The organism is Ancylobacter radicis, assembly GCF_018449475.1.
Taxonomy (GTDB): domain Bacteria; phylum Pseudomonadota; class Alphaproteobacteria; order Rhizobiales; family Xanthobacteraceae; genus Ancylobacter; species Ancylobacter radicis.
This window is the reverse complement of record NZ_JAHCQH010000015.1, coordinates 613,324-637,549: the sequence shown is the minus strand read 5'-3', so window position 1 is coordinate 637,549 and position 24,226 is coordinate 613,324. Positions and strand designations below refer to the sequence as shown.

Annotated in this window: 24 protein-coding genes; 8 read left to right on the top strand and 16 right to left on the bottom strand. The window is 68.5% G+C overall.

Features of this window, described 5'->3' with window-relative positions:
• Positions 1–31: 31 nt before the first annotated feature.
• On the bottom strand, positions 32–2,710 hold the full coding sequence (gene ppdK / locus KIP89_RS08950) for a pyruvate, phosphate dikinase (RefSeq protein ID WP_213755021.1): 2,679 nt from the start codon (positions 2,708–2,710) through the stop codon (positions 32–34).
• Between the two features lie 293 nt (positions 2,711–3,003).
• Between ppdK and KIP89_RS08945 the strand changes: the two genes are divergently transcribed.
• Positions 3,004–3,396, top strand: a complete 393-nt coding sequence (locus KIP89_RS08945) for a DoxX family protein (protein ID WP_213755020.1) — start codon at positions 3,004–3,006, stop codon at positions 3,394–3,396.
• Positions 3,397–3,479: 83 nt separating this feature from the next.
• Here KIP89_RS08945 and KIP89_RS08940 read toward each other — a convergent pair whose 3' ends face one another.
• From KIP89_RS08940 to KIP89_RS08925, 4 genes are all read right to left on the bottom strand, one after another.
• Positions 3,480–3,644, bottom strand: a complete 165-nt coding sequence (locus KIP89_RS08940) for a DUF3096 domain-containing protein (protein ID WP_213755019.1) — start codon at positions 3,642–3,644, stop codon at positions 3,480–3,482.
• Positions 3,645–4,159: 515 nt separating this feature from the next.
• The gene (gene glyS, locus KIP89_RS08935; RefSeq protein ID WP_213755018.1) at positions 4,160–6,418 is read right to left on the bottom strand and encodes a glycine--tRNA ligase subunit beta; all 2,259 of its coding nucleotides are present in this window, start codon (positions 6,416–6,418) and stop codon (positions 4,160–4,162) included.
• A 79-nt stretch (positions 6,419–6,497) separates the two neighbouring features.
• Positions 6,498–7,823: an MFS transporter gene (locus tag KIP89_RS08930; protein ID WP_369807091.1), complete on the bottom strand. Its 1,326-nt coding sequence runs from the start codon at positions 7,821–7,823 to the stop codon at positions 6,498–6,500.
• Positions 7,824–7,853: 30 nt separating this feature from the next.
• Complete coding sequence (locus tag KIP89_RS08925; RefSeq protein ID WP_213755016.1) at positions 7,854–8,798, bottom strand: glycine--tRNA ligase subunit alpha; 945 nt, start codon at positions 8,796–8,798, stop codon at positions 7,854–7,856.
• A gap of 392 nt (positions 8,799–9,190) precedes the next feature.
• Here KIP89_RS08925 and xseA point away from each other — a divergent pair, with 392 nt between their 5' ends.
• Positions 9,191–10,825 carry an exodeoxyribonuclease VII large subunit gene (gene xseA, locus KIP89_RS08920; protein WP_213755015.1) on the top strand — a complete coding sequence of 545 codons (1,635 nt, stop codon included), beginning with the start codon at positions 9,191–9,193 and terminating at the stop codon, positions 10,823–10,825.
• A 169-nt stretch (positions 10,826–10,994) separates the two neighbouring features.
• Positions 10,995–11,219: a DUF2093 domain-containing protein gene (locus tag KIP89_RS08915; RefSeq protein ID WP_213755014.1), complete on the top strand. Its 225-nt coding sequence runs from the start codon at positions 10,995–10,997 to the stop codon at positions 11,217–11,219.
• 4 nt (positions 11,220–11,223) lie between these two features.
• On the opposite strand, the gene lpxK is transcribed toward KIP89_RS08915, so the two are convergent.
• The 5 genes from lpxK to KIP89_RS08890 all read right to left on the bottom strand — a co-directional run bounded on the left by lpxK (position 11,224) and on the right by KIP89_RS08890 (position 15,419).
• Positions 11,224–12,234, bottom strand: coding sequence for a tetraacyldisaccharide 4'-kinase (gene lpxK, locus KIP89_RS08910; RefSeq protein WP_213755013.1), 1,011 nt, complete (start codon positions 12,232–12,234; stop codon positions 11,224–11,226).
• Between the two features lie 3 nt (positions 12,235–12,237).
• A complete protein-coding gene (locus KIP89_RS08905) occupies positions 12,238–13,533 on the bottom strand; it encodes a 3-deoxy-D-manno-octulosonic acid transferase (RefSeq protein WP_213755012.1) in 1,296 nt (431 codons plus the stop codon).
• Positions 13,526–14,284, bottom strand: a complete 759-nt coding sequence (locus KIP89_RS08900) for a lysophospholipid acyltransferase family protein (RefSeq protein WP_213755011.1) — start codon at positions 14,282–14,284, stop codon at positions 13,526–13,528. Before KIP89_RS08900 ends, KIP89_RS08905 begins: the two co-directional genes overlap by 8 nt.
• 17 nt (positions 14,285–14,301) lie before the next feature.
• Positions 14,302–14,538 (bottom strand): DUF4170 domain-containing protein, encoded by a 237-nt coding sequence (locus KIP89_RS08895; RefSeq protein WP_213755010.1) that lies wholly within the window; start codon positions 14,536–14,538, stop codon positions 14,302–14,304.
• A gap of 65 nt (positions 14,539–14,603) precedes the next feature.
• Positions 14,604–15,419 carry a 3'(2'),5'-bisphosphate nucleotidase CysQ gene (locus tag KIP89_RS08890; RefSeq protein WP_213755009.1) on the bottom strand — a complete coding sequence of 272 codons (816 nt, stop codon included), beginning with the start codon at positions 15,417–15,419 and terminating at the stop codon, positions 14,604–14,606.
• A 220-nt stretch (positions 15,420–15,639) separates the two neighbouring features.
• Here KIP89_RS08890 and KIP89_RS08885 point away from each other — a divergent pair, with 220 nt between their 5' ends.
• Both KIP89_RS08885 and KIP89_RS08880 read left to right on the top strand, forming a co-directional pair.
• Positions 15,640–16,233, top strand: a complete 594-nt coding sequence (locus tag KIP89_RS08885) for a DUF6101 family protein (protein WP_213755008.1) — start codon at positions 15,640–15,642, stop codon at positions 16,231–16,233.
• A gap of 105 nt (positions 16,234–16,338) precedes the next feature.
• Positions 16,339–16,686 (top strand): hypothetical protein, encoded by a 348-nt coding sequence (locus KIP89_RS08880; RefSeq protein ID WP_213755007.1) that lies wholly within the window; start codon positions 16,339–16,341, stop codon positions 16,684–16,686.
• Positions 16,687–16,691: 5 nt separating this feature from the next.
• Here the strand turns inward: KIP89_RS08880 and KIP89_RS08875 are convergent, their stop codons facing one another.
• Positions 16,692–17,366 carry a YoaK family protein gene (locus KIP89_RS08875; RefSeq protein WP_213755006.1) on the bottom strand — a complete coding sequence of 225 codons (675 nt, stop codon included), beginning with the start codon at positions 17,364–17,366 and terminating at the stop codon, positions 16,692–16,694.
• A gap of 138 nt (positions 17,367–17,504) precedes the next feature.
• Positions 17,505–17,831: a hypothetical protein gene (locus KIP89_RS08870; RefSeq protein WP_213755005.1), complete on the bottom strand. Its 327-nt coding sequence runs from the start codon at positions 17,829–17,831 to the stop codon at positions 17,505–17,507.
• A gap of 183 nt (positions 17,832–18,014) precedes the next feature.
• On the opposite strand from KIP89_RS08870, the gene KIP89_RS08865 reads away from it, so the two are divergent.
• Entirely contained in the window at positions 18,015–18,716 is a 702-nt protein-coding gene (locus KIP89_RS08865) for a TIGR00266 family protein (protein WP_213755004.1), read from the top strand.
• 15 nt (positions 18,717–18,731) lie between these two features.
• On the opposite strand, the gene KIP89_RS08860 is transcribed toward KIP89_RS08865, so the two are convergent.
• Genes KIP89_RS08860 through KIP89_RS08850 form a run of 3 tightly spaced genes read right to left on the bottom strand, consistent with a single transcriptional unit; the run spans position 18,732 to position 20,714 of the window.
• Positions 18,732–19,256, bottom strand: a complete 525-nt coding sequence (locus KIP89_RS08860) for a chromate transporter (RefSeq protein WP_213755003.1) — start codon at positions 19,254–19,256, stop codon at positions 18,732–18,734.
• The gene (locus KIP89_RS08855; protein ID WP_213755002.1) at positions 19,253–19,864 is read right to left on the bottom strand and encodes a chromate transporter; all 612 of its coding nucleotides are present in this window, start codon (positions 19,862–19,864) and stop codon (positions 19,253–19,255) included. Before KIP89_RS08855 ends, KIP89_RS08860 begins: the two co-directional genes overlap by 4 nt.
• Before the next feature lie 10 nt (positions 19,865–19,874).
• Positions 19,875–20,714: a hypothetical protein gene (locus tag KIP89_RS08850; RefSeq protein ID WP_213755001.1), complete on the bottom strand. Its 840-nt coding sequence runs from the start codon at positions 20,712–20,714 to the stop codon at positions 19,875–19,877.
• Between the two features lie 305 nt (positions 20,715–21,019).
• On the opposite strand from KIP89_RS08850, the gene tal reads away from it, so the two are divergent.
• The gene (gene tal / locus KIP89_RS08845) at positions 21,020–21,991 is read left to right on the top strand and encodes a transaldolase (protein WP_213755000.1); all 972 of its coding nucleotides are present in this window, start codon (positions 21,020–21,022) and stop codon (positions 21,989–21,991) included.
• A 106-nt stretch (positions 21,992–22,097) separates the two neighbouring features.
• A complete protein-coding gene (locus tag KIP89_RS08840) occupies positions 22,098–22,856 on the top strand; it encodes a sulfite exporter TauE/SafE family protein (protein ID WP_213754999.1) in 759 nt (252 codons plus the stop codon).
• 9 nt (positions 22,857–22,865) lie between these two features.
• Here KIP89_RS08840 and KIP89_RS08835 read toward each other — a convergent pair whose 3' ends face one another.
• Positions 22,866–24,050, bottom strand: a complete 1,185-nt coding sequence (locus tag KIP89_RS08835; RefSeq protein WP_213754998.1) for a M20 aminoacylase family protein — start codon at positions 24,048–24,050, stop codon at positions 22,866–22,868.
• Positions 24,051–24,226: the final 176 nt, after the last annotated feature.

The window sequence follows — 24,226 nt, the reverse complement described above, 5'->3', positions numbered from 1 at the left end:
GCCGGCCGCGACAATGTCATCGCGGGTCAGCTCACGCCTGCGAGGCGACCTTGCTCCTGAGCGCGGCCTGCGCCGCCGCCAGCCGGGCGATCGGCACGCGGAAGGGCGAGCAGGACACGTAGTCTAGCCCGACTTCCTCGCAGAAGGCGACCGAGGCGGGATCGCCGCCATGCTCGCCGCAAATGCCGAGCTTGAGGTTCGGCCGCACCGCGCGGCCGCGCTCGGTGGCGATCTTCACCATCTCGCCGACGCCGTCCTGGTCGATCGACACGAAGGGGTCGACCTCGAAGATGCCCTTGGCGATGTAGGTGCCGAGGAACGTGCCGGCATCGTCGCGCGAGATGCCGTAGACGGTCTGGGTGAGATCGTTGGTGCCGTAGGAGAAGAACTCCGCCGTCTCGGCGATCTCGCCCGCCTTCAGCGCCGCGCGCGGCAGCTCGATCATCGTGCCGACCTGGTACTCGACCGTCTCGCCGGTCTCCTCCGCTACCGTGCGACCGGCGGCGTCGATGACTTCCTTGACGAGGTCGAATTCCTTCTTGCCGGTGATGAGCGGCACCATGATTTCCGGCACCACCGGCTTGCCGGTGGTCTTCTGCGCCGCCACCGCGGCCTCGAAGATGGCGCGGGCCTGCATTTCCGCGATCTCCGGGAAGGCGATGGCGAGGCGGCAGCCGCGGAAGCCGAGCATCGGGTTGAACTCGTCGAACTCCCGCTTGCGGGCGGCGAGCTTGGCCGCGCTGACCCCGAGCGCCTCCGCCACCTCGGCGATTTCCGCGTCGGTGTGTGGCAGGAACTCGTGCAGCGGCGGGTCGAGCAGGCGGATCGTCACCGGCAGCCCGTCCATGATCTCGAACAGCTCCTGGAAGTCCGAACGCTGCGCGGCGAGCAGCTTGGCGAGCGCGGCGCGGCGGCCCTTCTCGTCATCGGCCAGGATCATTTCGCGCACGGAACGAATGCGGTCGCCCTCGAAGAACATGTGCTCGGTGCGCGACAGGCCGATGCCCTCGGCGCCGAAATTCTTCGCGGTGCGGGCGTCCAGCGGGGTCTCCGCATTGGCGCGCACCTTGAGCCGGCGCACCCCGTCCGCCCAGCCCATGAGCGTGGCGAACTCGCCGGACAGCTCCGGCTGGAGCGTCGGCACCGCGCCGGCGATCACCTGTCCGGTGGCGCCGTCAATGGTGAGGATGTCGCCCTTCTTCAGCGTCACCCCGCCCGAGGTCAGCGTGCCCGCCGCATAATCGACGCGGATCGTGCCGGCGCCGCAGACGCAGGGCTTGCCCATGCCGCGCGCGACCACCGCCGCGTGGCTGGTCATGCCGCCGCGCGTGGTGAGGATGCCCTGCGCGGCATGCATGCCGTGAATGTCTTCCGGCGAGGTCTCGATGCGCACCAGAATGACCTTGCGGCCTTGCGTCTTCATCAGCTCGGCCTCGTCGGCCGAGAACACGATCTCGCCCGAGGCGGCGCCGGGCGAGGCGGGAAGCCCCGCGCCGATGACCTTCTTGTCGGCCTTGGGGTCGAGCATCGGGTGCAGCAGCTGGTCGAGCGAGGCGGGATCGACGCGGGCGATGGCCTCCTCGCGGGTGATCACGCCGTCATTAGCGAGTTCGACCGCGATGCGCAGCGAGGCCTTGGCGGTGCGCTTGCCCGAACGGGTCTGCAACATCCACAGCTTGCCGCGCTCGACGGTGAATTCGAGGTCCTGCATGTCACGGTAATGGCTTTCCAGCACACCGGCGATGCGGACGAATTCGGTATAGACCTCCGGCAGAGCCTTCTCCATGGAGGGCTTGTCGGAGCCGGCCTCGATGCGCGCGACCTCGGTGATGTTCTGCGGCGTGCGGATGCCGGCCACCACGTCCTCGCCCTGGGCGTTGATCAGGAACTCGCCATAGAGCGCGTTCTCGCCGGTCGAGGGGTTGCGGGTGAAGGCGACGCCGGTGGCCGAGGTCTCGCCCATATTGCCGAACACCATGGCCTGCACGTTCACCGCCGTGCCCCAGCTCTCCGGGATCTGGTGGAGGCGGCGATAGACGATGGCGCGCTGGTTCATCCAGGAGCCGAACACGGCGCCGATGGCGCCCCAGAGCTGGTCATGGGCGTCCTGCGGGAACGGGCGGCCCAGCTCGTGCTGGACCAGCGCCTTGTAGCGCGTGACCAGTTCCTTCCAGTCATCGGCCGACAGGTCGGTGTCGAGCGTGTGGCCGTGATCGGATTTATAGCCGTCCAGCACGTCCTCGAAATGGTGGTGCGGGAAGTCCAGCACCACGTTCGAGTACATCTGGATGAAGCGGCGGTAGCTGTCATAGGCGAAACGGGCATCGCCCGAGGAGGCGGCCAGCGCCTCGACCGTCACGTCGTTGAGCCCGAGATTGAGCACCGTGTCCATCATGCCTGGCATGGAGGCGCGGGCGCCCGAACGGACGGAGACGAGAAGCGGGTTGGCGGGATCGCCGAAGGTGCGATTGGCGAGCGCGCCGATCTGGCCGAGAGCTGCCTCGACCTGGGACGCGAGTTCGTCCGGGTATTTGTTGCCGTGAGCGTAGTAATAGGTGCAGACCTCGGTCGAGATCGTGAAGCCGGGCGGCACGGGCAGCCCGAGATTCGACATTTCCGCAAGGTTCGCGCCCTTGCCACCCAGCAGATTGCGCAGTTCCGCTGTACCTTCCGCGGTGCCGTCGCCGAAGGTGTAGACCCATTTCGTCATGTCAAAGGTCCTTTGGTGAGGCGCAACCTGGTGCGCCCTCATCGTGTGGTGGAAATTCAACCGAAGTCGAAAATTAAGCACCGTCAAAGGGTTCAACCGGTGGATGACAGGCCGCCGGAGAGCTCCCCACAAAGTGATCTATCCGGTTGAGGTGCTCCGTTCAATTGGTCATTTGCGGTGCACCATGAAGCTGGGGAGTGCACTGCAATGTGAACGTAAGGACGGATTGTCGCGGGCACGGCAATGGGGCACCAATCGACGGCCGGAAACCGATCCGTCGCAAGGGGCTTTCCATGATTTCAACGTTGAACCGTCTCGCGCCGCATGTGCTCAGCCTGCTGCGCATCATGTCCGCTCTGCTGCTGCTTCAGCACGGCACCACCAAGGTTCTCGGCTTTCCCGTCACCCAGATGACCGGTGTGAGCCTGACCTCGATGCCCGGCATTGCCGGCCTCATCGAACTGATCGGCGGCGCGCTGCTGCTGATCGGCCTGTTCTCGCGCCCGGTGGCCTTCATCCTCGCCGGCATGACGGCGGTCGCCTATTTCCTGGTCCACGCGCCGCAGGCCTTCCACCCCATCGTCAATGGCGGCGAACTCGCGGCGCTGTACTGCTTCGTGTTCTTCTATCTGGTGTTCGCCGGCCCCGGCCCGTGGAGCGTCGACAAGCTGCTCGGCAAGGCCTGACACGGCCGATCGGCCATCCCTGATGCGCAACGGCCCGGCCCGGCTCGGGGGAGCCCGGTCCGGGCCGTTGCCGTTTCAGGCGATCAGAGTCCGAACCGCTCCAGCCCGCCGGTGCCAAGCAGGCCGGAGACGCCGATGAAGATCAGGTAGATGGCGACGATATAGGCGAGCAGGCGCGGCATCACCAGAATGAGGATGCCCGCCACCAGCGCGACGATCGGCTGGAGGGCGATAATGCTGACGGCCATGAAGGGTACTCCTGTGAGGTTCCCCTAGAACGGCCGGCGGTAGGCGATGGTTCCCTGCGGGGGCCATGATTAGGCGGGCTCAAGTCTCCGCTCTGAACATGCCGCACGGACGACGGACCGCCTGCGTGCTTCGAGGGCGCCTGCGGCGCCACCTCAGCATGACGGGTGTACGTTCCGCGGTCTCCCTCACTCCCACGCACCGTCATCCTGAGGTGCGCGCGGAGCGAGCCTCGAAGGATGTCGTTCGTGTGCGACCGGCCCATCCCCACACGCCGTCATGGTGCGCGCCGGCCATGAGGAAAGTCGTGGATCCCCGGGTCAAGCCCGGGGATGACGTTGTGAGGGGGTGGGCGCCGCCTCCGGGCAACCTAAGGGAAGGCGCTAGCGCGCCTCTTCACCATCCCCACACGCCGTCATGGCCGGGCTTGACCCGGCCATCCACGCCTTCTCCGTTGTGCCAAAGTCGTGGATCCCCGGATCAAGTCCGGGGATGACGTTGTGAGGGGGCGGGAGGCTCAGCCCTCGATGCGCTCGAAATCGGCGACGTGGCGGGTCAGGGCGCGGATGTCGGCGAGCAGGCGCAGGCGGTTCTGGCGCAGGGCGGCGTCCTCGGCATTGACCGTCACCTTGTCGAAGAAGGCATCGACCGGCGCGCGCAGCTGCGCCATCAGGCCCATCGCGCCCTCGAAATCCTCGGCCACCAGAGCCGCCTCGATCCGGGGGCCGAGCGCGGCGATGGCGTCAGCGAGCGCGCGCTCCTCAGCCTCGTGCAGCAACACCATGTCGACGCCGCCCTCATAGGTGTGTCCGTCCTTCTTCTCCTCGATGCGCAGAATATTCGCCGCGCGCTTGGCGCCGGCGAGCAGGGTCTTGCCATCCTCGGTCGAGAGGAAGCGCGACAGCGCCTCGACGCGCTTCACCACCAGCAGCAGGTCGTCCTGACCGGGCAGGGCGAACACCGCGTCGACGAGATCGTGGCGGGCGCCGGCCTCGCGGAGGTGGACCTTCAGCCGGTCGGCGAAGAAGGAAAATAGATCGTTGAAGATAATCGGAGGTGATTCCGGATCGGTCTCCCGAAGAAGCTTTGTTAAGGCGACTTCCTCAATGATAGGTCGAACCGGGCTTATGATGTTAATTAATTCACGAACCCGAGCCTGCTGAGCTCTAGGGAACACCTCAATGTTGAACTCGCGCAGCAATGACCGAAGGTTGAAAGAAAAATTGTTTTCTAGGATGATTCTATTAGCACCCAACGCTGCGCGCCTTAGCGCATACGGATCCTTAGATCCGGTAGGCTTTTCGTCGATGATCCAAAAGCCGAGGAGTGTGTCGAGTTTGTCCGCGAGCGCGACGGCGACGGAGACCGGAGCGGTGGGGACGCGGTCGGTCGGTCCCTGCGGCTTGTAATGATCCTCCGCGGCAGCCGCGACTGACGCCGGCATACCTTCAAGTATCGCGTAGTATCGGCCCATAAGGCCTTGAACTTCAGGAAACTCGCCGACGACTTCGGTTCGCAGGTCTGATTTCGCGTAATTGGCTGCGAGCTTAACCTCATTGAAGAAATTAGAGCGCGCGCCGCCATATTCTCGGTCAGCGACCTTCAACCTGTTTTCCATCAACTCGGCAAACACTTCAGCTTTTGCCGCAATCCGCCGGATGCGCTCCAGCTGCGAGCCGAGCTTCTCGTGGAAGGTGACATTGCCGAACTTCGCCAGCCGGTCGTCCAGCGAAACCGTCGCGTTGGTCTTCTTGTCGGTCTCCCAGAAGAACTTGGCGTCGGACAGGCGGGCGCGGATGACGCGCTCATTGCCGGCGATGATCGCCGCGCCGCCATCGGAGGCGATGAGGTTCGACACCAGGATGAAGCGGTTGGCGAGGCGCCCGGTGGCCGGGTCCCTCAAGACGAAGCATTTCTGGTTGGCGCGGATGGTGGCGCGGATCACCTCGTCCGGCACGTCGAGAAAGGCCGGGTCGAACGCGCCCATCAGCACCACCGGCCATTCGACCAGGCCGCAGATTTCTTCCAGCAGGCCGGCATCCTCGACCAGTTCCAGCCCCTGCGCCAGAGCGAGGTCCTTGGCGTCGTTGAGGATGATGTCCTTGCGCCGCTCGCGGTCGGCGACGACATGGGCGGCCTCCAGCTTGGCCATCCAGTCGTCCAGCCGGCGGACCTTGATCAGGCCGGGACTAAGGAAGCGGTGGCCGCGCGTCACATCGCCGGCCTTGAGGCCGTCGACATCGAAGGCGACGATTTCCGGCTCCTCGGTCTCCGGCCCGAAGGTGCAGAGGATCGACTGCAGCGGGCGCACCCAGCGCAGCGCGCCGGGCTGGGCCGAGGCCTTGCCCCAGCGCATCGATTTCGGCCAGGGGAAGGCGCGGATGATGGCCGGCACGATCTCGCCGATCACCTCCGGCGTCGGGCGGCCATGCTTGTGGGTGTGGGCGACGTAGAAATCGCCCTTTTTCGGATCGGTGGCGAGCTTGGCCTGATCGAGCGAGGTGAGCCCCGCCGCCTTCAGGAAGCCGTCGATCGCGCCCTGCGGGGCGCCGACGCGCGGGCCCTTGCGCTCCTCATGCGTGTCCGGCTGCTGCGCCGGCAGGCCGTGCACGGCCAGCGCGAGGCGGCGCGGCGTGACGAAAGCCTTGGCGCCCTCATAGACCAGACCGCGCTCGACCAGCGCATCGGTGACGAGCTTCTTGAGGCTGTCCGCGGCGGCCGCCTGCATGCGGGCGGGGATTTCTTCGCAGAACAGTTCGAGCAGGAGATCGGGCATGGCGCTGTCGGCTGATGTGGCGGGAAGGCGGATCGGAGGGGCACGCCCTAGCACGTCGCGCCCGGCGAGGGGAGTGCGTTTAGCCGAGCGGCGCGCCGCGTCGCTCGGTCATGGTGAGCGTGGCGAGCAGCGACAGCACGGAAACGGCGATCAGATACCAGGCCGGGCCCATGTCCCAGTGCTCGCGGGTGACGAGATAGACCGCCACCATCGGCGCGGTGCCGCCGGCAAGGCCGAGCGAGATATTGTAGGAGAGCGAGAGCGCCGAGCAGCGCGTCTCCCGGCGGAACATCTCCACCAGCGCGCAGGGCATCGGCCCGGCATACATGGCGATCAGCACGGCAAAGCCGATCTGGCCGAGCAGCGCCCCCTCGGGCGTGCCTGAATCGAGCAGGCGGAACAGCGGCCAGGACAGCAGCACCATGCCGACGAGGCCGCTGGCGATCATCCATTTGCGGCCGATCCGGTCGGACAGCCCGCCGAACATGGGTGCCAGAAACAGCACCGTGACCATGGAGATGGTGTTGATCTGCAGCGAGAGCCGGTCGGTCAGCCCGTCCACCTGCTGCATATAGGTCGTGAGGTAGACGAAGATCATGTAGAAGCTGACGCCGAGCGTGAGGTTCATCAGCAGCGCCCGCAGCATGTTCGCCCCGTCGGTGCGCAGCGCGCGCACGAGCGGGAGCCCCTCCCCGGCGTCGCGGGCCGGGGCCTCCTCGTCCTCGCCGATCGAGGCGCGGCGCAGATAGAGCGTGAAGCCGCCGAGCAGGACGCCGGCGAGGAACGGAATCCGCCAGCCCCAGGCGATCAGGTCGTCGCTGCTCATCAGCATCGCCGTCACCGCCGCCGCGCCCGAGCCGAGCAGCGTGCCCGCCGAGGCGCCGCAGCCGGCGAAGGAGGTGATCAGCCCGCGCCGCTCCGGCTTCGCATTCTCCGCGAGATAGATGGCCGAGGTGGTGTATTCCCCGCCGATCGAGAGCCCCTGCAGCAGGCGCAGCATGAGCAGCAGCACCGGCGCCGCCGCGCCCGCCAGCGCATAGGTCGGCAACAGGCCGATGGCGACGGTGGAGCACGTCATCAGCGCGGCGGAGATCAACAGCGCGCGGCGCCGGCCATAGCGGTCGCCAATATGGCCGAACACCACGCCGCCGACCGGGCGCATCAGGAAGGAGGCCGCGAACACGCCGAAGGCCGCGATCAGCCCGACAAAGGCGTCGCTCTCGGGGAAGAAGTTCTTGGCGAAGATGGTGGCGAGAAAGCCATAGGCGGCGAAGTCGTACCACTCCAGCACATTGCCGAGCGCCCCGGCGATCAGGCTGCGCGGCGGCGCGCGGCGGGTGCCGGAACCAGCGCCGGCGGCGCCGGTGTCGGGGTAGCCTTCGGAAGCGAGACTGGACGCCGACACGGGCACTCTCCGGTGCGAGGGTGGATAGGGTCAGGCGGCCGGGGTGCCGCCCGCTTCCGTGGCGAGCCAGGCGGCGCCGCAGGCCTTGGCCAGTTCACGCACGCGCAGGATGTAGCTCTGTCGCTCGGTCACCGAAATGACGCCGCGCGCATCCAGCAGGTTGAACACATGGCTCGCCTTGATGCACTGGTCATAGGCGGGCTGGGCCATCAAATGCCGGGTCTTGCTGTCGTCTTCCCAGCCGGCCTCGAGATATTTCGCCGCCGCGCTCTCGGCCATGCGGAACTGTTCGAACAGCATGGCGGTGTCGGCGTGCTCGAAATTGTGCCGGGAATATTCCTTCTCGGCCTGCAGGAACACGTCGCCATAGGTGACCTTCTCGTCCCCCTCGCGGCCGTTGAAATTGAGGTCGTAGACGTTCTCCACGCCCTGCACATACATGGCGAGGCGCTCCAGCCCATAGGTCAGCTCGCCCGCCACGGGGGCGCATTCAAAGCCCGCGACCTGCTGAAAATAGGTGAACTGCGAGACTTCCATGCCGTCGCACCAGCACTCCCAGCCGAGACCCCAGGCGCCCAGCGTCGGGCTCTCCCAGTCATCCTCGACGAAGCGCACATCGTGCAGCTTCAGGTCGATGCCGATGGCTTCCAGCGAGGCGAGATAGAGTTCCTGCAGGTCCGTCGGCGAGGGCTTCAGGATCACCTGATACTGGTAATAATGCTGCAGCCGGTTGGGGTTCTCGCCATAGCGCCCGTCCTTCGGCCGGCGCGAGGGCTGCACATAAGCGGCCTTCCACGGCAGCGGCCCGAGCGCGCGCAGCGTGGTCGCCGGGTGGAAGGTGCCGGCGCCGACTTCCATGTCATAGGGCTGGAGCACGACGCAGCCCTTGTCCGCCCAGAAGGCATGGAGCGCGAGGATGAGCCCCTGGAACGACTTGTCCGGGCGCATATGGGGCGGCAGCTTGGGATCGATCATCGGGAAGGCCGGCGGTTGGCTTGAGAAGGCGGCGCAACCTAGGCCGGGCAAGGGCGGGGATCAAGGTGGGGGGGCCGCAGACCGTCATCCCCGGACTTGATCCGGGGATCCACGTCTTCGGTGCGGCAGCAAGATGTGGCGGCAAGGCGTGGATGGCCGGGTCAAGCCCGGCCATGACGGCGCACTGTCCCGGAATGCCCGAAGCGCGCCGTCATCTCGCAGAACACCGTCATCCCCGGACTTGATCCGGGGATCCACGTCTTCGGTGCGGCAGCAAGATGTGGCAGCAAGACGTGGATGGCCGGGTCAAGCCCGGCCATGACGCCGGGTCAAGCCCGGCCATGACGCCGGGTCAATTTCTGCTTCGCGCGAAAAGCCATTATGACTCCCCCATGCCCGATACGCTCTCCGAATCGCCTGTCTCCAACGCCCCCGACTGGACCGTCTCGGAACTCTCCGGCGCGCTCAAGCGCACGGTGGAGGATGCGTTCGGCCATGTGCGGGTGCGCGGGGAGATCTCCGGCTATCGCGGGCCGCATTCCTCGGGCCACGCCTATTTCTCGCTGAAGGACCAGAATGCCCGCATCGACGCGGTCGTGTGGAAGGGCGTGTTCGGCCGGCTCAGGCTGAAGCCGGAGGAAGGGCTGGAAGTGGTCGCCATCGGGCGCATCACCACCTTTCCCGGCAAATCCTCCTACCAGATCGTCATCGAGCAGCTGGAATTCGCCGGTGCCGGCGCGATCATGGCGATGCTGGAGGAGCGCAAGCGCCGCCTCGGCGCCGAGGGCCTGTTCGCGCCCGAGCGCAAGCGCCGCCCGCCCTTCCTGCCCGGTGTCATCGGCGTCGTCACCTCGCCGACCGGGGCGGTGATCCGCGACATTCTCCATCGCCTGTCCGACCGTTTCCCGCGCCATGTGCTGGTCTGGCCGGTGCGGGTGCAGGGCGACACGTCCGGGGCGGAAGTGGCCGCCGCCATTCGCGGCTTCAATGCGCTTCCCGCCAACGGTCCCATTCCGCGCCCGGACGTGCTGATCGTCGCGCGCGGCGGCGGCTCGCTGGAAGACCTGCTCGGCTTTTCCGACGAGGCGGTGGTGCGGGCGGCGGCGGAAAGCGCGATCCCGCTGATCTCCGCCGTCGGCCATGAGACCGACGTCACGCTGATCGACTTCGCGGCGGATGTGCGCGCCCCCACCCCCACGGCGGCGGCGGAAATGGCGGTGCCGGTGCGCGGCGAGCTGATCGCCGAGATCGGCAGCCTCAAGGCGCGGCTCACCGGCGCGCTGCTGCGCGGCACCGAGCGTCGCCGCGCCGATCTGCGCAGCCTCGGCCGCCTGCTGCCGAGTGGCGAGGCGCTGCTCGCCGTGCCGCGCCAGCGTCTCGACCTCGCGAGCGGGCGCCTGCCGCGCGCGCTGAAAGCCAATGCCGGGGCGCACCGGCTGCGCCTCACCCGTGTCGAGGGCCGCTTTTCCCCGCAGATGCTCGCCGTGGCCGTCACCCGGCGGCGCGAACGGCTCGCCGGCGTGCTGGCTCGCCTGCCGCGCGCGCTCACCGGCAATACGGCCGCGCATCGGCGCGAACTGGCGCGGATCGAGACCCGGCTGGCGCTGGCCGCGCAGGCGCAGCGCAACCGGCTGGAGCGCGGCCGCGACCGGCTGGGCGGCTGGCTGGAGCGTCTGCGCCGTGTCCATGCGCAGCAAAGGCTCGACCGCGAGCGCCGGCTGGAGCGCGCCTCCAAGCTGCTGGCCGCGCTGTCCTATAAGGGCGTGCTCGATCGCGGCTTCGCGCTGGTGCGCGATGGCGAGGGCCAGCCGGTCCATGCCGCCGCCGCGGTGAGCGCCGGGCAGGGGCTGGAGATCGAGTTCCGCGACGGGCGGGTCGCCGTCACCGCCGGGGAGGGGCCGGCGCTCGCCCCGCCCCCCGCGCCGCCGGCCGGGGAGAAGCCCGCCCCGCGCGCGCCGCGCAAGACGAAAGCCGCCGCCAAATCCCTTGCGGATGAGACGAGCCAGCCCACCTTGTTCGGCAATTAGAGCATTTTCGAGCGAATTGGATTCCGGTTCGCGTGAAGAAAAGGCGTCAGAACAAGCTCTAGCCCTCACCGCCGGGCGCGTGCCCGGCGCTCCTGACCGCCGGCACTTGCCGGAACGGCTCCCGGATCGGTATGGTCGGGGCCGGTCGACCAGAAGGATGAGCGGGACCATGAACCGCTTCGAACGTTTCTCCGCCTCCGGCGAAGCCGAGGTGCGCTATCTCGACGGCGATTTCCGGGTCGTGCGGCCCGGCACCTTCGTGCGCTGCGCCGTGACCGGCCAGTCGATCCCGCTCGACGAGCTGCGCTATTGGAGCGTCGACCTGCAGGAAGCCTATGCCACCCCGCAGGCGGTGCTGGCGCGCCTGCACCCCGACCGCGTCAAGGCCGGCTGAGCTTTCAGTCGAGGCGCAGCGCGCCGGCGATCAGCCGGTCCAGCGTCTTGGCGCTGTGCGGCTCCAGCGCGAGGCGCACCGGCAGAATCTCGCTCATTTCCAGCAGGGTCCGCCCGGCGTCGGAGCCGGCGAGCCGCGCCGCGTCCTTCTCGGTGGTGACCAGCAGCAGGTCTTGCCGCGCCGCCTGCACCTGAAGCTCGGCCATCTCCGCCGGGGTGAAGACGTGATGGTCGGGGAAGGCGCGCGTCACCGTGGTGAGCACGCCGAGGCTGCGAAGCGTCTCGAAGAATTTGGCGGGCCGGCCGATGCCGGCATAGGCCAGCACGCGCCGCCCGAACAGCCGCGCCACGACATGGGCGTCCGGGGCGAGCCGCCCGCGCAGCACGCTCACCCCTGCCGCATAGCCCTCGCGCGCCACCCGCTCGCCCGGCGCGCCCTCGCCGACGACGAGCAGCGCCTGCGCCCGCTCCAGTTGCGGGGCGAGCGGGGCGCGCAGCGGCCCGGCCGGCAGGCACAGCCCGTTGCCGACGCCCACCCCGGCATCCACCACGAGGATGGACAGCGCCTTGGCGATGGCCGGGTTCTGGAAGCCGTCATCCATCAGCACGACATCGGCGCCGGTTTGCGCCGCCGCCTGCGCGCCGAGCAGACGGTCGCGCGCCACATAGGTCGGCGCGGCGCGGGCGAGCAGCAGCGGCTCGTCCCCCACATCCGCCGCCTTGTGCAGACGCGGGTCGACCCGCAGCGGCCCGCGCTCGCGCCCGCCATAGCCGCGCGTGAGAATGACCGGGTTGCGGTTCTGCGCGATCAGCCGGCGGGCCAGCTGGATCACCGTCGGCGTCTTGCCCGCGCCCCCCACCGTCGGGTTGCCGACGCAGATCACCGGCACGCCGACGGCGGTGCCGGCCGTGCGCAGCCGCGCCAGCGTCACCCCGCCGACCAGCGCGCCGAGCGGGGAGAGAAGGTTTGCCGCCAGCGTCCGCTCGCGTTGCCACCAGAAATGCGGCGCCTGCATCGCTCAGCGCCTTTCGAGACGTATCTGCACCAGATAGGGGTCGATGGCGACCAGGGTGCGCCCCAGCGCGCCGCCGAAACTGTCGATCGTCGCCTGCCCGGCGCGGATCATCCGCTCGCGCGCCGCCGTGTCCTTGAACAAAGTGAAGGCGGTGGCCGCCATGGCCCGCGCATCCTCCACCAGCGCCGCGCCGCGATGGGCGTCGAGTTCGCTGTAGAGATCGCTGAAATTGGTGGTGTTGGGCCCGTGCAGGATCGCCATGTCGAGCTTGATCGGCTCGATCGGATTCTGCCCGCCCTTGCGCGCCAGCGAGCCGCCCAGAAAAGCCACGGCGCCGAGCCGGTAGAACAGGCCCAGCTCGCCGATCGTGTCGGCGATGTAGAGCGCCGTCCCCCGGTCCGGCAGATAGCCGTCCGAGCGCAGCACCGCCGGGCAATCGACCTCGCTGGCGAACTGGGCGATCTCCAGCCCGCGCTCGGGATGACGCGGGGCGATGATGGTCAGCAGGTTGGGGATTTCCTTGACCAGCCGCTGATGCGCCTCGATCAGCACCGCTTCCTCGCCCGGATGGGTCGAGGCAGCGACGAATACGGTGCGCCCGGTCGAGGCGGCGCGGAGCTGGTCGAAGGCCATCAGGTCGACCGGCGGCGGGGGCGAATCGAATTTCAGATTGCCGGTCACCGCCACGCGCGGGGCGCCCAGCGCGCGCAGCCGTTCGGCGTCATCCGGCGCCTGCGCGAGGCACAGATCGACCCGCCCGAGCAGCGCCTTCACGCTGCCGGCGACCTTCTGCCAGTTGGCGAAGGATTTCGGCGACATGCGCGCATTCACCAGCACCAGCGGCGTGCGCCGCGCATTCACCTCGATCAGCAGGTTCGGCCACAGCTCCGATTCGACCAGCAGCACGAGGTCCGGCCGCCAGTGCTTGAGGAAGCGGCGCAGGAACAGCGGCGAATCGAGCGGCACGAACTGGTGCACGATGTCCGGCGGCAGGCGCGAGGCGGCGAGCCGGGCCGAGGTCACCGTGCCCGAGGTCAGCAGCACCTTGAAGCCGCGCGCGCGCAGCCGGTCCATCAGCGGCAGCACGGCCAGCATCTCGCCGACGCTCGCCCCGTGCACCCAGACCAGCGGCCCCTTGGGGCGCGGCGCGCCGGCATGGCCATAACGCTCGCGCAGCCGCGCCGGGTCTTCCTTGCCGCGCTTCAGCCGGCGCATCAGCATCAGCCAGACGAAGGGCGTGGCGAGCCAGGTGGCGAGGCGATAGCCGCGAATGAGCAGGGTGGAGCGTGCCCTAGCCATTGGCCGGCCCGGAGGATGCCGGCGCGTCGCCGTGCGGCGGGCGGGCCGGCGCCAGATGAGCCGCGGGCCGGCGCCCCACCAGTTCCTCGGCCCGCGCGGTGGCGGCGTTGAGCTGGCGCTGCACCTCGTGACGGGCGGCCTCCAGCTCCTCCGGGCCGGCATCCGGGGCGACCAGCACGCCCTCGCCGGCGACCACGGCGGCGCGGCCGAACGGGAGATGGATCGCCGCGCGGTCCCAGCTGCGCGCCAGCACGCGGCGCGAGGTGGCGATGGCGACCGGGTAGATCGGCCGGCCGGAATGTTTGGCGATGGTGACGACGCCCAGCCCGGCGATGCGCGAGATCTTCGGCACATCGGCGGTCATCGCGACATTGGTGCCTTCGGAGAGGTGGCGGATCATCTCCAGCGTGGCGTTGAATCCGCCCTTGACGCGGAAATCGCGCCCCTGCGCGCCCGAGCCGCGCACCGTGCCGATGCCGAGCGCCTCGGCGGCGATGGCGTTCACATCGGCATCGGCGCTGCGCGAGATCATCACGCGGGCGCGGTGATAGGGCTTCATCAGGAACGGGGTGAGGAAATGCTGCCCGTGCCAGAAGGTCAGGATCATCGGCAGCTGGGCATCGGCCAGCTCATAGAGATTGGCCGGCTCCATCACCACGCGCTGGGTGCGCCAGACAAGGCGCAGATAGCCGGCCATGCCCCGGCCGAGCACGGTCCGCACCGTCTGCGAAGTGCGCAGCCTACGCCACATTATCGGATGCCGCAGTGTCAGCGAGCGGCCGGGCTGGTCTCGGGATCCAGCAGGCGGTGCAAATGGACGACGAAATAGCGCATCTGGGCATTGTCCACGGTCTGCTGCGCCCGGGCCTTCCAGGCCGCGTGAGCGGTGGCATAGTTCGGGAAGATGCCCACGACATCGAGCTTGTCGAGGTCCTTGAAGGTGACGCCGTCGAGGTTTTCGAGTTCGCCGCCGAACACCAGATGAAGAAGCTGAGGGCTGGTCATGATCTCAGTCTGCTGCCGTTGTTTCCGATCCGGGTGGCCCGCCTTCTCGCCTGCGGGCCGCGTCTTCAGCGCACCCTGCCCATGAGGGAGGGGTACAGAAGCGTGCCTGCCGATACCAGCGCCCCATGGCGCGGCACCGGAGCGTTATAGGCGAGGGGAAGGCCGTCGAGCGTGGTCAGGCGTCCCCCTGCTTCGTGCACCAAAAGGTCGGCGGCGGCAAGGTCCCAGTCATTGCCATTGGGCGATGCAAATGCCGCATCGAGTTCCCCGGTGGCCACGCGGGCGATGCGCAGCGCCAGCGAGCGGATGCGCTGGACGCGGTGCGTGGTGCCGTCGCGGTCGATATGATTGAGGAAGGGGACCGGCCCGTCCACCCGCGCGCCGGCGATCTGCGTCATCTGCGAGGCCTCGATGGGGCGCCCGTTGCGGGTGGCGCCGCCGCCCAGCACGGCGATGAACAGTTCCTCCGTCACCGGGGCGAACAGCGCGCCGGCGATCGGCCGCCCGTCCTCCACCAGCGCCGCCTCGACGCACCAGTCCTGCCCGCCGGCCATATAGGCCCGCGTGCCGTCGATCGGATCGACGATCCACACCCGGCGGCGGTCGAGCCGGGAGGGCTCGTCCACGGTCTCTTCCGACAGCCAGCCATAATCGGGGCCGAGACGGCCGAGCCGCTCGCGCAGCATCTGGTCGACGGCGAGATCGGCCTCGGTGACCGGCGAGTCATTATGCTTCGACCAGGACTTCACGCCGTCGCGGAACATGGCGACCGCGACCGCGCCCGCCGCCACCACCGCCTCGGCGAGGTGCTGCGCCGCGACGGCCGGATCGGCCAGCGGATCGAGCGGAGGGGGCGGGGCGTCGTCGGGGTTGTTATTCATCCGGGCGGCTTAAGCGCAGCGGGCGCGGCTGGCAACCGTCCAGTTCGCTCGGCCGCGCGCGGCTGCAAGGTTCCGTCAAGCATAGAGGGCGAAAGCGCCCGCCTTTCCGGCGCGAAGAAACGATCAACCATTTCCCTTAAGCCCGAAGCGAGGGGTCGGGCGTTAGCTTCCCGATACGACCGGGGCCGCTAGAGCCTGAAAACCGGCAGGGATAACGATCATGCGTCCGTTCAGAGCGGAGGCGCGGGCCTCCGATCCGATCTACCCCTATGTGAGCCTGGAGCGTCCCAGCGAGGACGCCCAGTATCCGCTCATCTTCCAGTCGATCGATCCGGCGGCCGATAATGGCGTGCGGCGGATCGAACTCTACCGCGACCATCTCGTGCTGCGCCGGCGCAGCGCCGGGGCGCCGATGAAGCTGCGTCTGGCGCTGTCCGCCTATCAGGGCCTCGCCGTGGCGCTGCTCGATCCCGAGGGCGACGACGATGGCGTGGCCATCGTGCTGGTCCACGCCGATCCGGCGCTGTCGGTGACGCTCTATTCGGCGCCGCATATCGACGATGTGGTGGCGGAATGGCGCGGCTGGAGCACCGCGCTCGGCCTGCCCATGCTGATCACCGAGGCGGACGGTTCGCGCCGCCCGGCCTATCAGATGATCGGCCGGCTCACCGTCGCCACCCCGCGCCTGCGCCGCCGGCGGCGCGGCGCGCTCAAGCACCGCCGCCCGACCATGCTGCGCCGCCGCGCGCCGGGCCGGCCGATCGGTTCCCTGTCGGTGCATCGCGGCGAGCGCGAGCTGATCGCGCGGGACTAGCGCGGTGCCGGTGCCGCGCCGGCCGGCATCAGGTCGCGCTCGAAATGGCCCCGCTCCTGCTGCTAGACTGAGGTGCCCTGCGTCGCCGCGCGTTAGAGACAGATCATGAAGCCCACCCTGCCGCTCCTTCTCGCCGCCCTTCTTCTCGCCGCGCCGGCCGCGCTGGCCAGCCCCTGCACCCAGGCGGCCGACGACACCCAGGCCGCGCTCGACCGCATGATCGCCGACCTCGCCGCGAGCGGCCCGAGCGCGCCGGAGAGCGACAGCGCGCTGCTCAGCCACGATCCCTCGCCATCCGCCCTCGCCAAGACCGAGGCGGAGATCGGCGATGGCGTGAAGCCGGAGATCGCGCAGAAGGCGCTGGAGCGCGCCCGCGCGGCCGCCGCCGCCGGGGATGAAGAAGCCTGCCAGAAGGATGTCGCCGCCGCGCGCGACGCGATCGGTCTGGAATAGCCGGCTTAGTCGCCGCCCGATTCCCCGACCGGGTGGATTAGATGGCCGTGGAAGGCCAGGGCGGTGAGAGCCAGCCCCGCCAGCAGCAGGCCCGCTCCCACCAGCGCGAGGGACAGGCCCAGCGCCCCCAGCGTCAGCGCGCCAATGCCCGCCCCACCCACGAAACAGGCCCATGAGCCGGCATAGGCCAGCGCCTCGGAAGGGCGACTCCTGCCGCTGGAGAGCCGGGCCAGCGACTGGCCGACGCCGAACAGCGCGCCGGTGACGAAGCTCTTGCCGATATCGGCCCCGGCGATCAGCTGGTGGACGCTGTTCTGCATCCCCATCGCCACCGCCACCGGGATCAGCGCCGGCGCCCCGGCGCCCGCGCCGGTGAGCAGGGCCGCCGCCGCGAACAGGGCGACCTCGACGGCGAGAATGGCGACCAGCTTCCAGTCACCCGCCGCGTCGGCCAGCCGCGTGCCGAGAAAGGCACCGGCGGTGAAGCTGGCGACGATGGTCGCGGTCAGCCCGGCCAGCTCCCAGTGGCCGCTGGCGAACTGGATGCCGAGCCGGGTGCTGTTGCCGCTCATGAAGGACAGGAACAGCCCGCCCAGATGCGCATAGCCGACCGCGTCGACGAAGCCGGCGATCAGCGTGGCGAAGCTGGCGAACAGGAGAGGGCGAATACCGCTGGGCATGAGGCGGGGCTGCTGAAGCAAAGCTACTGGGGCCAAGTTACTGGGGCCAAGTTACTGGGGCGACGCTGCCAACATGTAAAAGGGCGCCCTGCGGCGCCCTTTTGCGTCAGCGATCCGGCCCCGTGGGGCCATTGACGGTCACGGGCAGATATGGCTCCAGCCACCGCCCCAGTTGCGCCGCCAGAAGCAGCCGGGACGATCCGGCGGGCCCCAGGCGCGGGCATAAGGCGGCACCACGCCATAGTTCCAGTTGGGACGCCACCAGCAATGCCAGACGCCGCAGACCCAGCGCACATTCTCGGTGAGCTCGATCGAGGGGACGGCCGTGCCGACGGCGGGGCCGGCGATCGCGGCATTCGCGCTCGTGCCGCTGAGGGCGGTGGCGGCGAGCGTGGCGGCACCGAGGGCGGCGCCGAGCAGGGTCTTGCGCGCAGAACAGGAGAAGGCCGAGAAAAGGTTCCGCATGGAACGCTCCCGAAGATTTGACTGGACCGCTCGACGATATCACGTGGCCTGCCGCACGCCATGGATAACCCCATGGGACGGCAAAAAATTATCGGCCGGGAAACCGAGGCGGCAATCTGGATTTCCCCGCCTCCTGGCCTAAGGTTCCCCGACGCGCCCCAGACCATCCGCCGGAGGAACGCCATGCGCTCGAAGATCATCGGCACCACGCTGCCCGTGCTGGAAATCTATCTGGAGGCCGGCGAGAAGGTCGTCGGCGTGCCCGACCAGCTGTCCTGGATGTCCGGCGACATCGCCATGACCACCTCCACGGCGGTCGGCGGCGGCGGGGGTGGCGGCCTGTTCGGGCTGGTGAGCCGCGCGGTGTCGGGCGCCGGCCTGTTCATGACCGAATTCGCCGCCCAGCGCGGGCCGGGCAATGTCGCCTTCGCCGCCAAGCTGCCGGGCAACATCGTCGAGGTCGAGGTCACCCGCGCGCGCGGCTATCTGGTGCACCGCCACGGCTTCGTCTGCGGCACGCCGGGGGTGGAGATCGCCTCCGCCTTCCAGCAGTCGCTCGGCGGGGCGGTGTTCGGCGGCGAGGGCTTCGTGCTGCAGAAGCTCTCGGGCGAGGCCAAGGCGTGGATCGAGGTCGGCGGCGAGATCGTCACCTATGATCTCCAGCCCGGCCAGTTCCTCATGGTCCATCCCGGCCATGTCGGCTTCTTCGAGGACAGCGTGTCGTTCGAGCTGGTGATGATGCGCGGTATCAAGAACGCGCTGTTCGGCGGCGACGGGCTGTTCCTGGTGAAGCTGTCGGGGCCCGGCAAGGTGTGGCTGCAGACCCTGACCGCGCCGGGCCTCGCCCACACGATCAGCCATTACCTGCCGCCCAAGCAGGGGTGAGGGCCGGCGCGCGCCTCAGCTCAGCAGCGCCAGCCCGACCACGCCCCCGCCGAGCACGAAGAAGGCGGGGTTCACCTTCTTGACGAAATACACGCCGAGAAACACCGCCACCGCGATGGCGACGGTGAGCGCGCCGTCGATCGCGGTCTTGGCGATGGAGATCGCGCCCGCCGCCATCAGCCCGACCACCAGCGGCGCCATGCCCTTCTGCAGCGAGGCGCGCCAGGGCGAGCCCTCGAAATGGTCCCACACCCGCGAGGCGCCCCAGGAGATGACCCCCGCCGGCACGAAGAAGCCGAGAAAGGCCAGCAGCGCCCCGGTATAGCCGGTGACGTGATAGCCGATCACCATCACCATCAGCATGTTCGGGCCCGGCACCACCTGGCCGAGGCCGTAAATGTCGCGGAACTGGTCGTCATTGAGCCAGTGATGGGCGTCGACCACCAGCGCCTTGGTCTCCGGCAGCACGGCGGCGCCGCCGCCCACCGCCAGCACCGAGAGCAGCGAGAAGACCGCGAGGACGGACAGGTTCTCGTTCATTCGCCGGTCTCCGGGGGGATATCCTTGCGGGGCCGATAGATGAACACCGCCGCCGGCCCCACGGTGAGCAGCACCCAGACCAGCGAGATGTGCAGCACGCTGACCATCACCACGGTGACGGCGATGATGGCGGCATCCACCAGCCCGCCGAACTGCTTGCGGCCGATCTGCACGGTCACGGCGGTCAGCATCCCCACCGCCGCCGCGCCGACGCCGATCAGCGTGGCGTTGACGTAGGGGTTATGGGCGTTCGAGGCGTAGAGCACGCCGAGGATCATCACCAGCGCCGCGCCGGGCAGGGTGATGCCGAGAAAGGCGATGATCGAGCCCGGCACGCCGCGCAGCCGGTCGCCGACGATGATGCTCATATTGGTCGCGTTGAGCCCCGGCAGCGCCTGGGAAATCTCCAGCGCCGACATGAAGTGCTCCTCGTCGAGCCAGCGTTTCTTCAGCACCAGCCCGGCGCGCAGATAGGCCACCACGCCGCCGCCGAAGCTGGTGGCGCCGATGATCAGGAAGGTGACGAAGATCTCCCACAGCGGCACGTCGCGCGGCAGGCTGTAGCTGCCGGCGTCCTCGGCCGGCGCGGGCTCGACTTTGCCGCTCATTCGCGCACGCTCACTCGTGACTGTCGATGAGCTGCTTGCCGAAATTATACACCAGCGCCGTCTTGGTGGCGCCGAGCTGCACCCATTCCGGCGCCTGCATCTGCACCGCCTTGAAGAACTCCTCGGAGCGGGTGCGGGCCTTGGCGTGCATCTGGTCGTAGCGGTCGAACTTCGCCTGGAAGGCGAATTCGCCGATGATCGAGGTCTCGCTGCCGCGGTCGCGCCAGACCGCGATGGTCGCCTTGGCGATCAGCCCATGGCCGAAATCGAAGGAGCCGACATTCACCTGCACTTCCTCAACGGGGAGGTTGTTCACCAGCGAGACTTTCTCGTCCTTGTGCGAATCGCAATGCTGGGCGATGGCCGGGAACACCTTGGAGATGCGCTCCAGCCCCTCGTCCAGCACAAGGCCAGGGGTGAGCAGCACGCAATTATGCGAATAGAGCGAGCGCATGCCGCCGACGCTCTCCTTGAGCGGCAGCAGCTCCTCCTTGAACTTGATGTTGGCGGTGCCGCTCATATGCGGGGTGACGTCGACCGCCGCCGCCGTGTCGAGATCGGGGTGACGGAACTTGAAGGTCAGCTCGTGCTCGGGCTCCGGCCAGCCATCGGTGTAGAAGGTGCGTTTGCGCAGGATGAAGGCGTTCCGGTAAAGGTCGTAATCGGGCGTGTCGTAGAACAGCACCTCGCGGACATGGCGCTTGAAGCCATCCTTGTTGGTGACCACGCCGACCTTGAATTCCGGGGCGATGAGGCACAGCTTGTGCCAGTACACCTCGAACTGGTGCGGGTCGAAAAAACGCTCCGGCCGCAGCAGGATCTTGTATTCACGGTAGTGAATATCGTCCATTGAACGCCTCGAAGGGGCCGGGCCAGGGCCGGGCCGAAGGGGGTCGCGAGAGAGCAGCAGGCTTCCGGGCAGGCTCGTCCGCACCCGTCGTTAAACAAGCACGCTGTTCGAACTGCCGGATGGTTCCCTCCGGGCGCGAAGGGCACTAGGATTTACGCTTAGTCGAGATGTGTCACAAGAGCGTCGTCAGGGCGTTGCAAGGCCTCGGCCAGCTTATAGCCGGCGCCGCTGCGTGATTCAGCCGTGATGACCATCCGCCGCCGGTGGCGCCCCTCCCGGGCCGCCGCAACAAGAGAGACCGCACCATGCCGTCCAAGCTCGAACAACTCCGCTCCATGACCGTCGTCGTCTCCGATACCGGCGACATCGAGACGGTCCGCCGGCTCAAGCCGCAGGATTGCACCACCAACCCGACGCTGCTGCTCAAGGCGGCGGGCATGCCCGCTTATGCGCCGCTGGTCGATGAGGCGATCGCCTGGGGCCGCACGCAGGGCGGCGCGAGCGAAGCGGTGATCGACGCGACGTGCGACCGCCTCGCGCTGAATTTCGGCGCCGAGCTCTCCAAGATCGTGCCGGGCCGCGTCTCCACCGAGGTCGATGCCGACCTGTCCTTCGACACCCAGGCGACGCTCGCCAAGGCGCGCCGCTTCATCGCCGATTACGAGGCGCGCGGCGTCGGCCGCGAGCGCATCCTGATCAAGATCGCCTCGACCTGGGAAGGCATCCGCGCCGCCGAAGTGCTCCAGAAGGAAGGCATCGACTGCAATCTGACGCTCCTGTTCTCGATGGCGCAGGCGGTGGCGGCGGCCGATGCCGGCGCGTTCCTGATCTCGCCCTTCGTCGGGCGCATCCTCGACTGGCACGTCAAGGCGGGCGAGGGTCCGTTCACCCCGGAGACCGATCCGGGCGTGGTGTCGGTGCGCGAGATCTATGCCTATTACAAGACCCACGACATCCGCACCGTGGTGATGGGCGCCTCCTTCCGCAACACCGGCGAGATCGAGGCGCTGGCCGGCTGCGACCGCCTGACCATCGGCCCCTCGCTGCTCGACGACCTCGCCAAGGATGAGGGCGTGCTGGAGCGCAAGCTCGACCCGGCGAAGATCGACACCAAGCCGGCCAAGATCGAGCTGGACGAGAAGGCGTTCCGCTTTGCCATGAACGAGGACGCGATGGCCACCGAGAAGCTCTCGGAAGGCATCCGCCAGTTCGTCAAGGATCTGCGCACGCTGCGCGGCATGGTCGCCAAGCGGCTGGAAGGCGCGCAGGCCGCCTGATAGAGGAGGGCCCCGCCTTCCTCGTTCCACCCAAGAGGAGGGCACGGCCCTCCTCCTTCCATCCGAGAGAGGAGGGCTCCCGCCCTCCTCTTGCCGCGTAGTCCCGATGCTTCCTGTCGATCCAGCCTTTGCCGCCGCCGCCCTTCTCGCGGCTTTCTGCGTCGGCATGGGCAAGGGCGGCGTTCCGATGATCGGCACTTTGTCGGTGCCGATCATGGCTCTGGTCATGCCGCCCATCGCCGCCGCTGGCCTGCTGCTGCCGGTCTATGTGGTTAGCGACATGTTCGGCGTCTGGGCCTACCGGCGCGAATTCTCCCCCCGCATCCTCGCCATCATCATCCCCGCCGCCGCGCTCGGCATCGGCATTGGCTGGGCCACCGCCTCCTTCGTCACCGACGCCATGGTGGAGGCGATCGTCGGCCTGATCGGGCTCGCCTTCTGCCTCGTGCGCTGGTTCGGCAATGTGGGGGCGACGCCGCGCCCGGCGGATGTGCCGCGCGGCGTGTTCTGGGGCGCGGTGTCCGGCTTTACCAGCTTCGTCACCCATGGCGGCGCGCCGCCCTACCAGATGTATGTGCTGCCGCAGCGCCTGCCGAAGATGGTCTATGCCGGCACCACCACCATCGCCTTCGCCGCCATCAACGCGATGAAGCTGCCGCCCTATTGGGCGCTCGGCCAGCTCAGCCCGGCCAATCTGAAGATCGCCGCGCTGCTGCTGCCGGCCGCGATCATCGCCACCTTCGTCGGCGTGTGGGTGACGCGCCGCCTGCCCGAGGCGCTGTTCTACCGGCTTATCGTGATCGCGCTGTTCCTGCTCTCGCTGAAACTGCTCTGGGACGGCGGCACGCAGCTTCTGGGGCTGTGAACGCCCTGATCAGGCCGTCGCCGCGCCCAGCCGGGCCTGGACCAGATTGACCCAGTAGCTGGCGCCGACCGGCAGCAGCGCGTCGTTGAAGTCATAGGCGGCGTTGTGCAAATTCGGCCCCGGCCCGCTGGCGAGGCACAGATAGGCGCCCGGCACCGCCTCCAGCATATAGGCGAAATCCTCCGCCGCCATGATCGGCTCGAAATCCGGCACCACCTGCCCCCCGGCAGTGACGTCGGCGGCGGCGAGCGCGTGGCCGAATTCGCGGGTGTGATTGACCAGCGCCGGGTAGCGCCGCTCATAGCGGATTTCGGCGCGGGCCCCCTGCGCCGCGCACACCCCCGCGACCACGGCGCGGAAACGCCCCTCGACCAGATCGCGCACCTCTTTGGTGAAGGTGCGCACCGTGCCGCGCAGCACCACCTCGTCCGGGATCACGTTCCAGGTGTCGCCGCCATGGATCTGCGTGACGGTCAAGACCGCCGCCTCCTGCGGGCTGACCGAGCGCGCCACGATGGATTGCAGCTGCGCGACGATCAGCGAAGCGGCGAGCACCGGGTCGATGCCGCGCTGGGGCATGGCGGCATGGGCGCCGCGCCCGATCACCTTCACCTCGAAAATGTCGAAGGCGGCGAACATCGCCCCATTGCGGCCGAGGAAGGTGCCGAAGGGCGCGTTCGGCCAATTGTGCAGGCCGTACACTTCCTGCATCGGGAAGCGGTCGAACAGGCCCTGCTCGACCATCACCTTGCCGCCGCCCTCATTCTCCTCGGCCGGCTGGAAGATGAAATGCACCGTGCCGGCGAAATCCGGGTTGCCCGCGAGATGCCGGGCGGCGCCGAGCAGCATGGTCATGTGCCCGTCATGGCCGCAGGCGTGCATCTTGCCGGGCGTGTCGGAACGGTAAGGCAGGTTGGTCGCCTCAAGGATGTCGAGCGCGTCCATGTCGGCGCGCAGGCCGATGGCGGGGCCGTCGCCGCGCTTTCCCGTCAGCGTCGCCACCAGACCGGTGCCGGCGAGGCCGCGATGCACCGGCAGGCCGAAGCTCTCCAGTTTGGCGGCGACATAGGCGCTGGTGCGGTGTTCCTCGAACGCGGTTTCCGGCATGGCGTGCAGCGTGCGGCGCCAGGAGGTGAGTTCGGCGGCCTGCGCCATGAGGTCCGGCAGCACGCCGGGCTGAGACTGCTGTTCCATGCTGTGCCTGCCTGCCGCTGACCACGCCCGCATCCTGTATGGCGCCGGCGGCGGGGCGAGACAAGGCGGGGCGAGACAGGCTCGCGCCCCAAAGCCCGCCATGCGGCAGGGGCAGGGCGGTACTGCGCGGGGGAACCTTGCGGCGCGGCGGCGGTTGACGCCCCGACCTCGCTTCC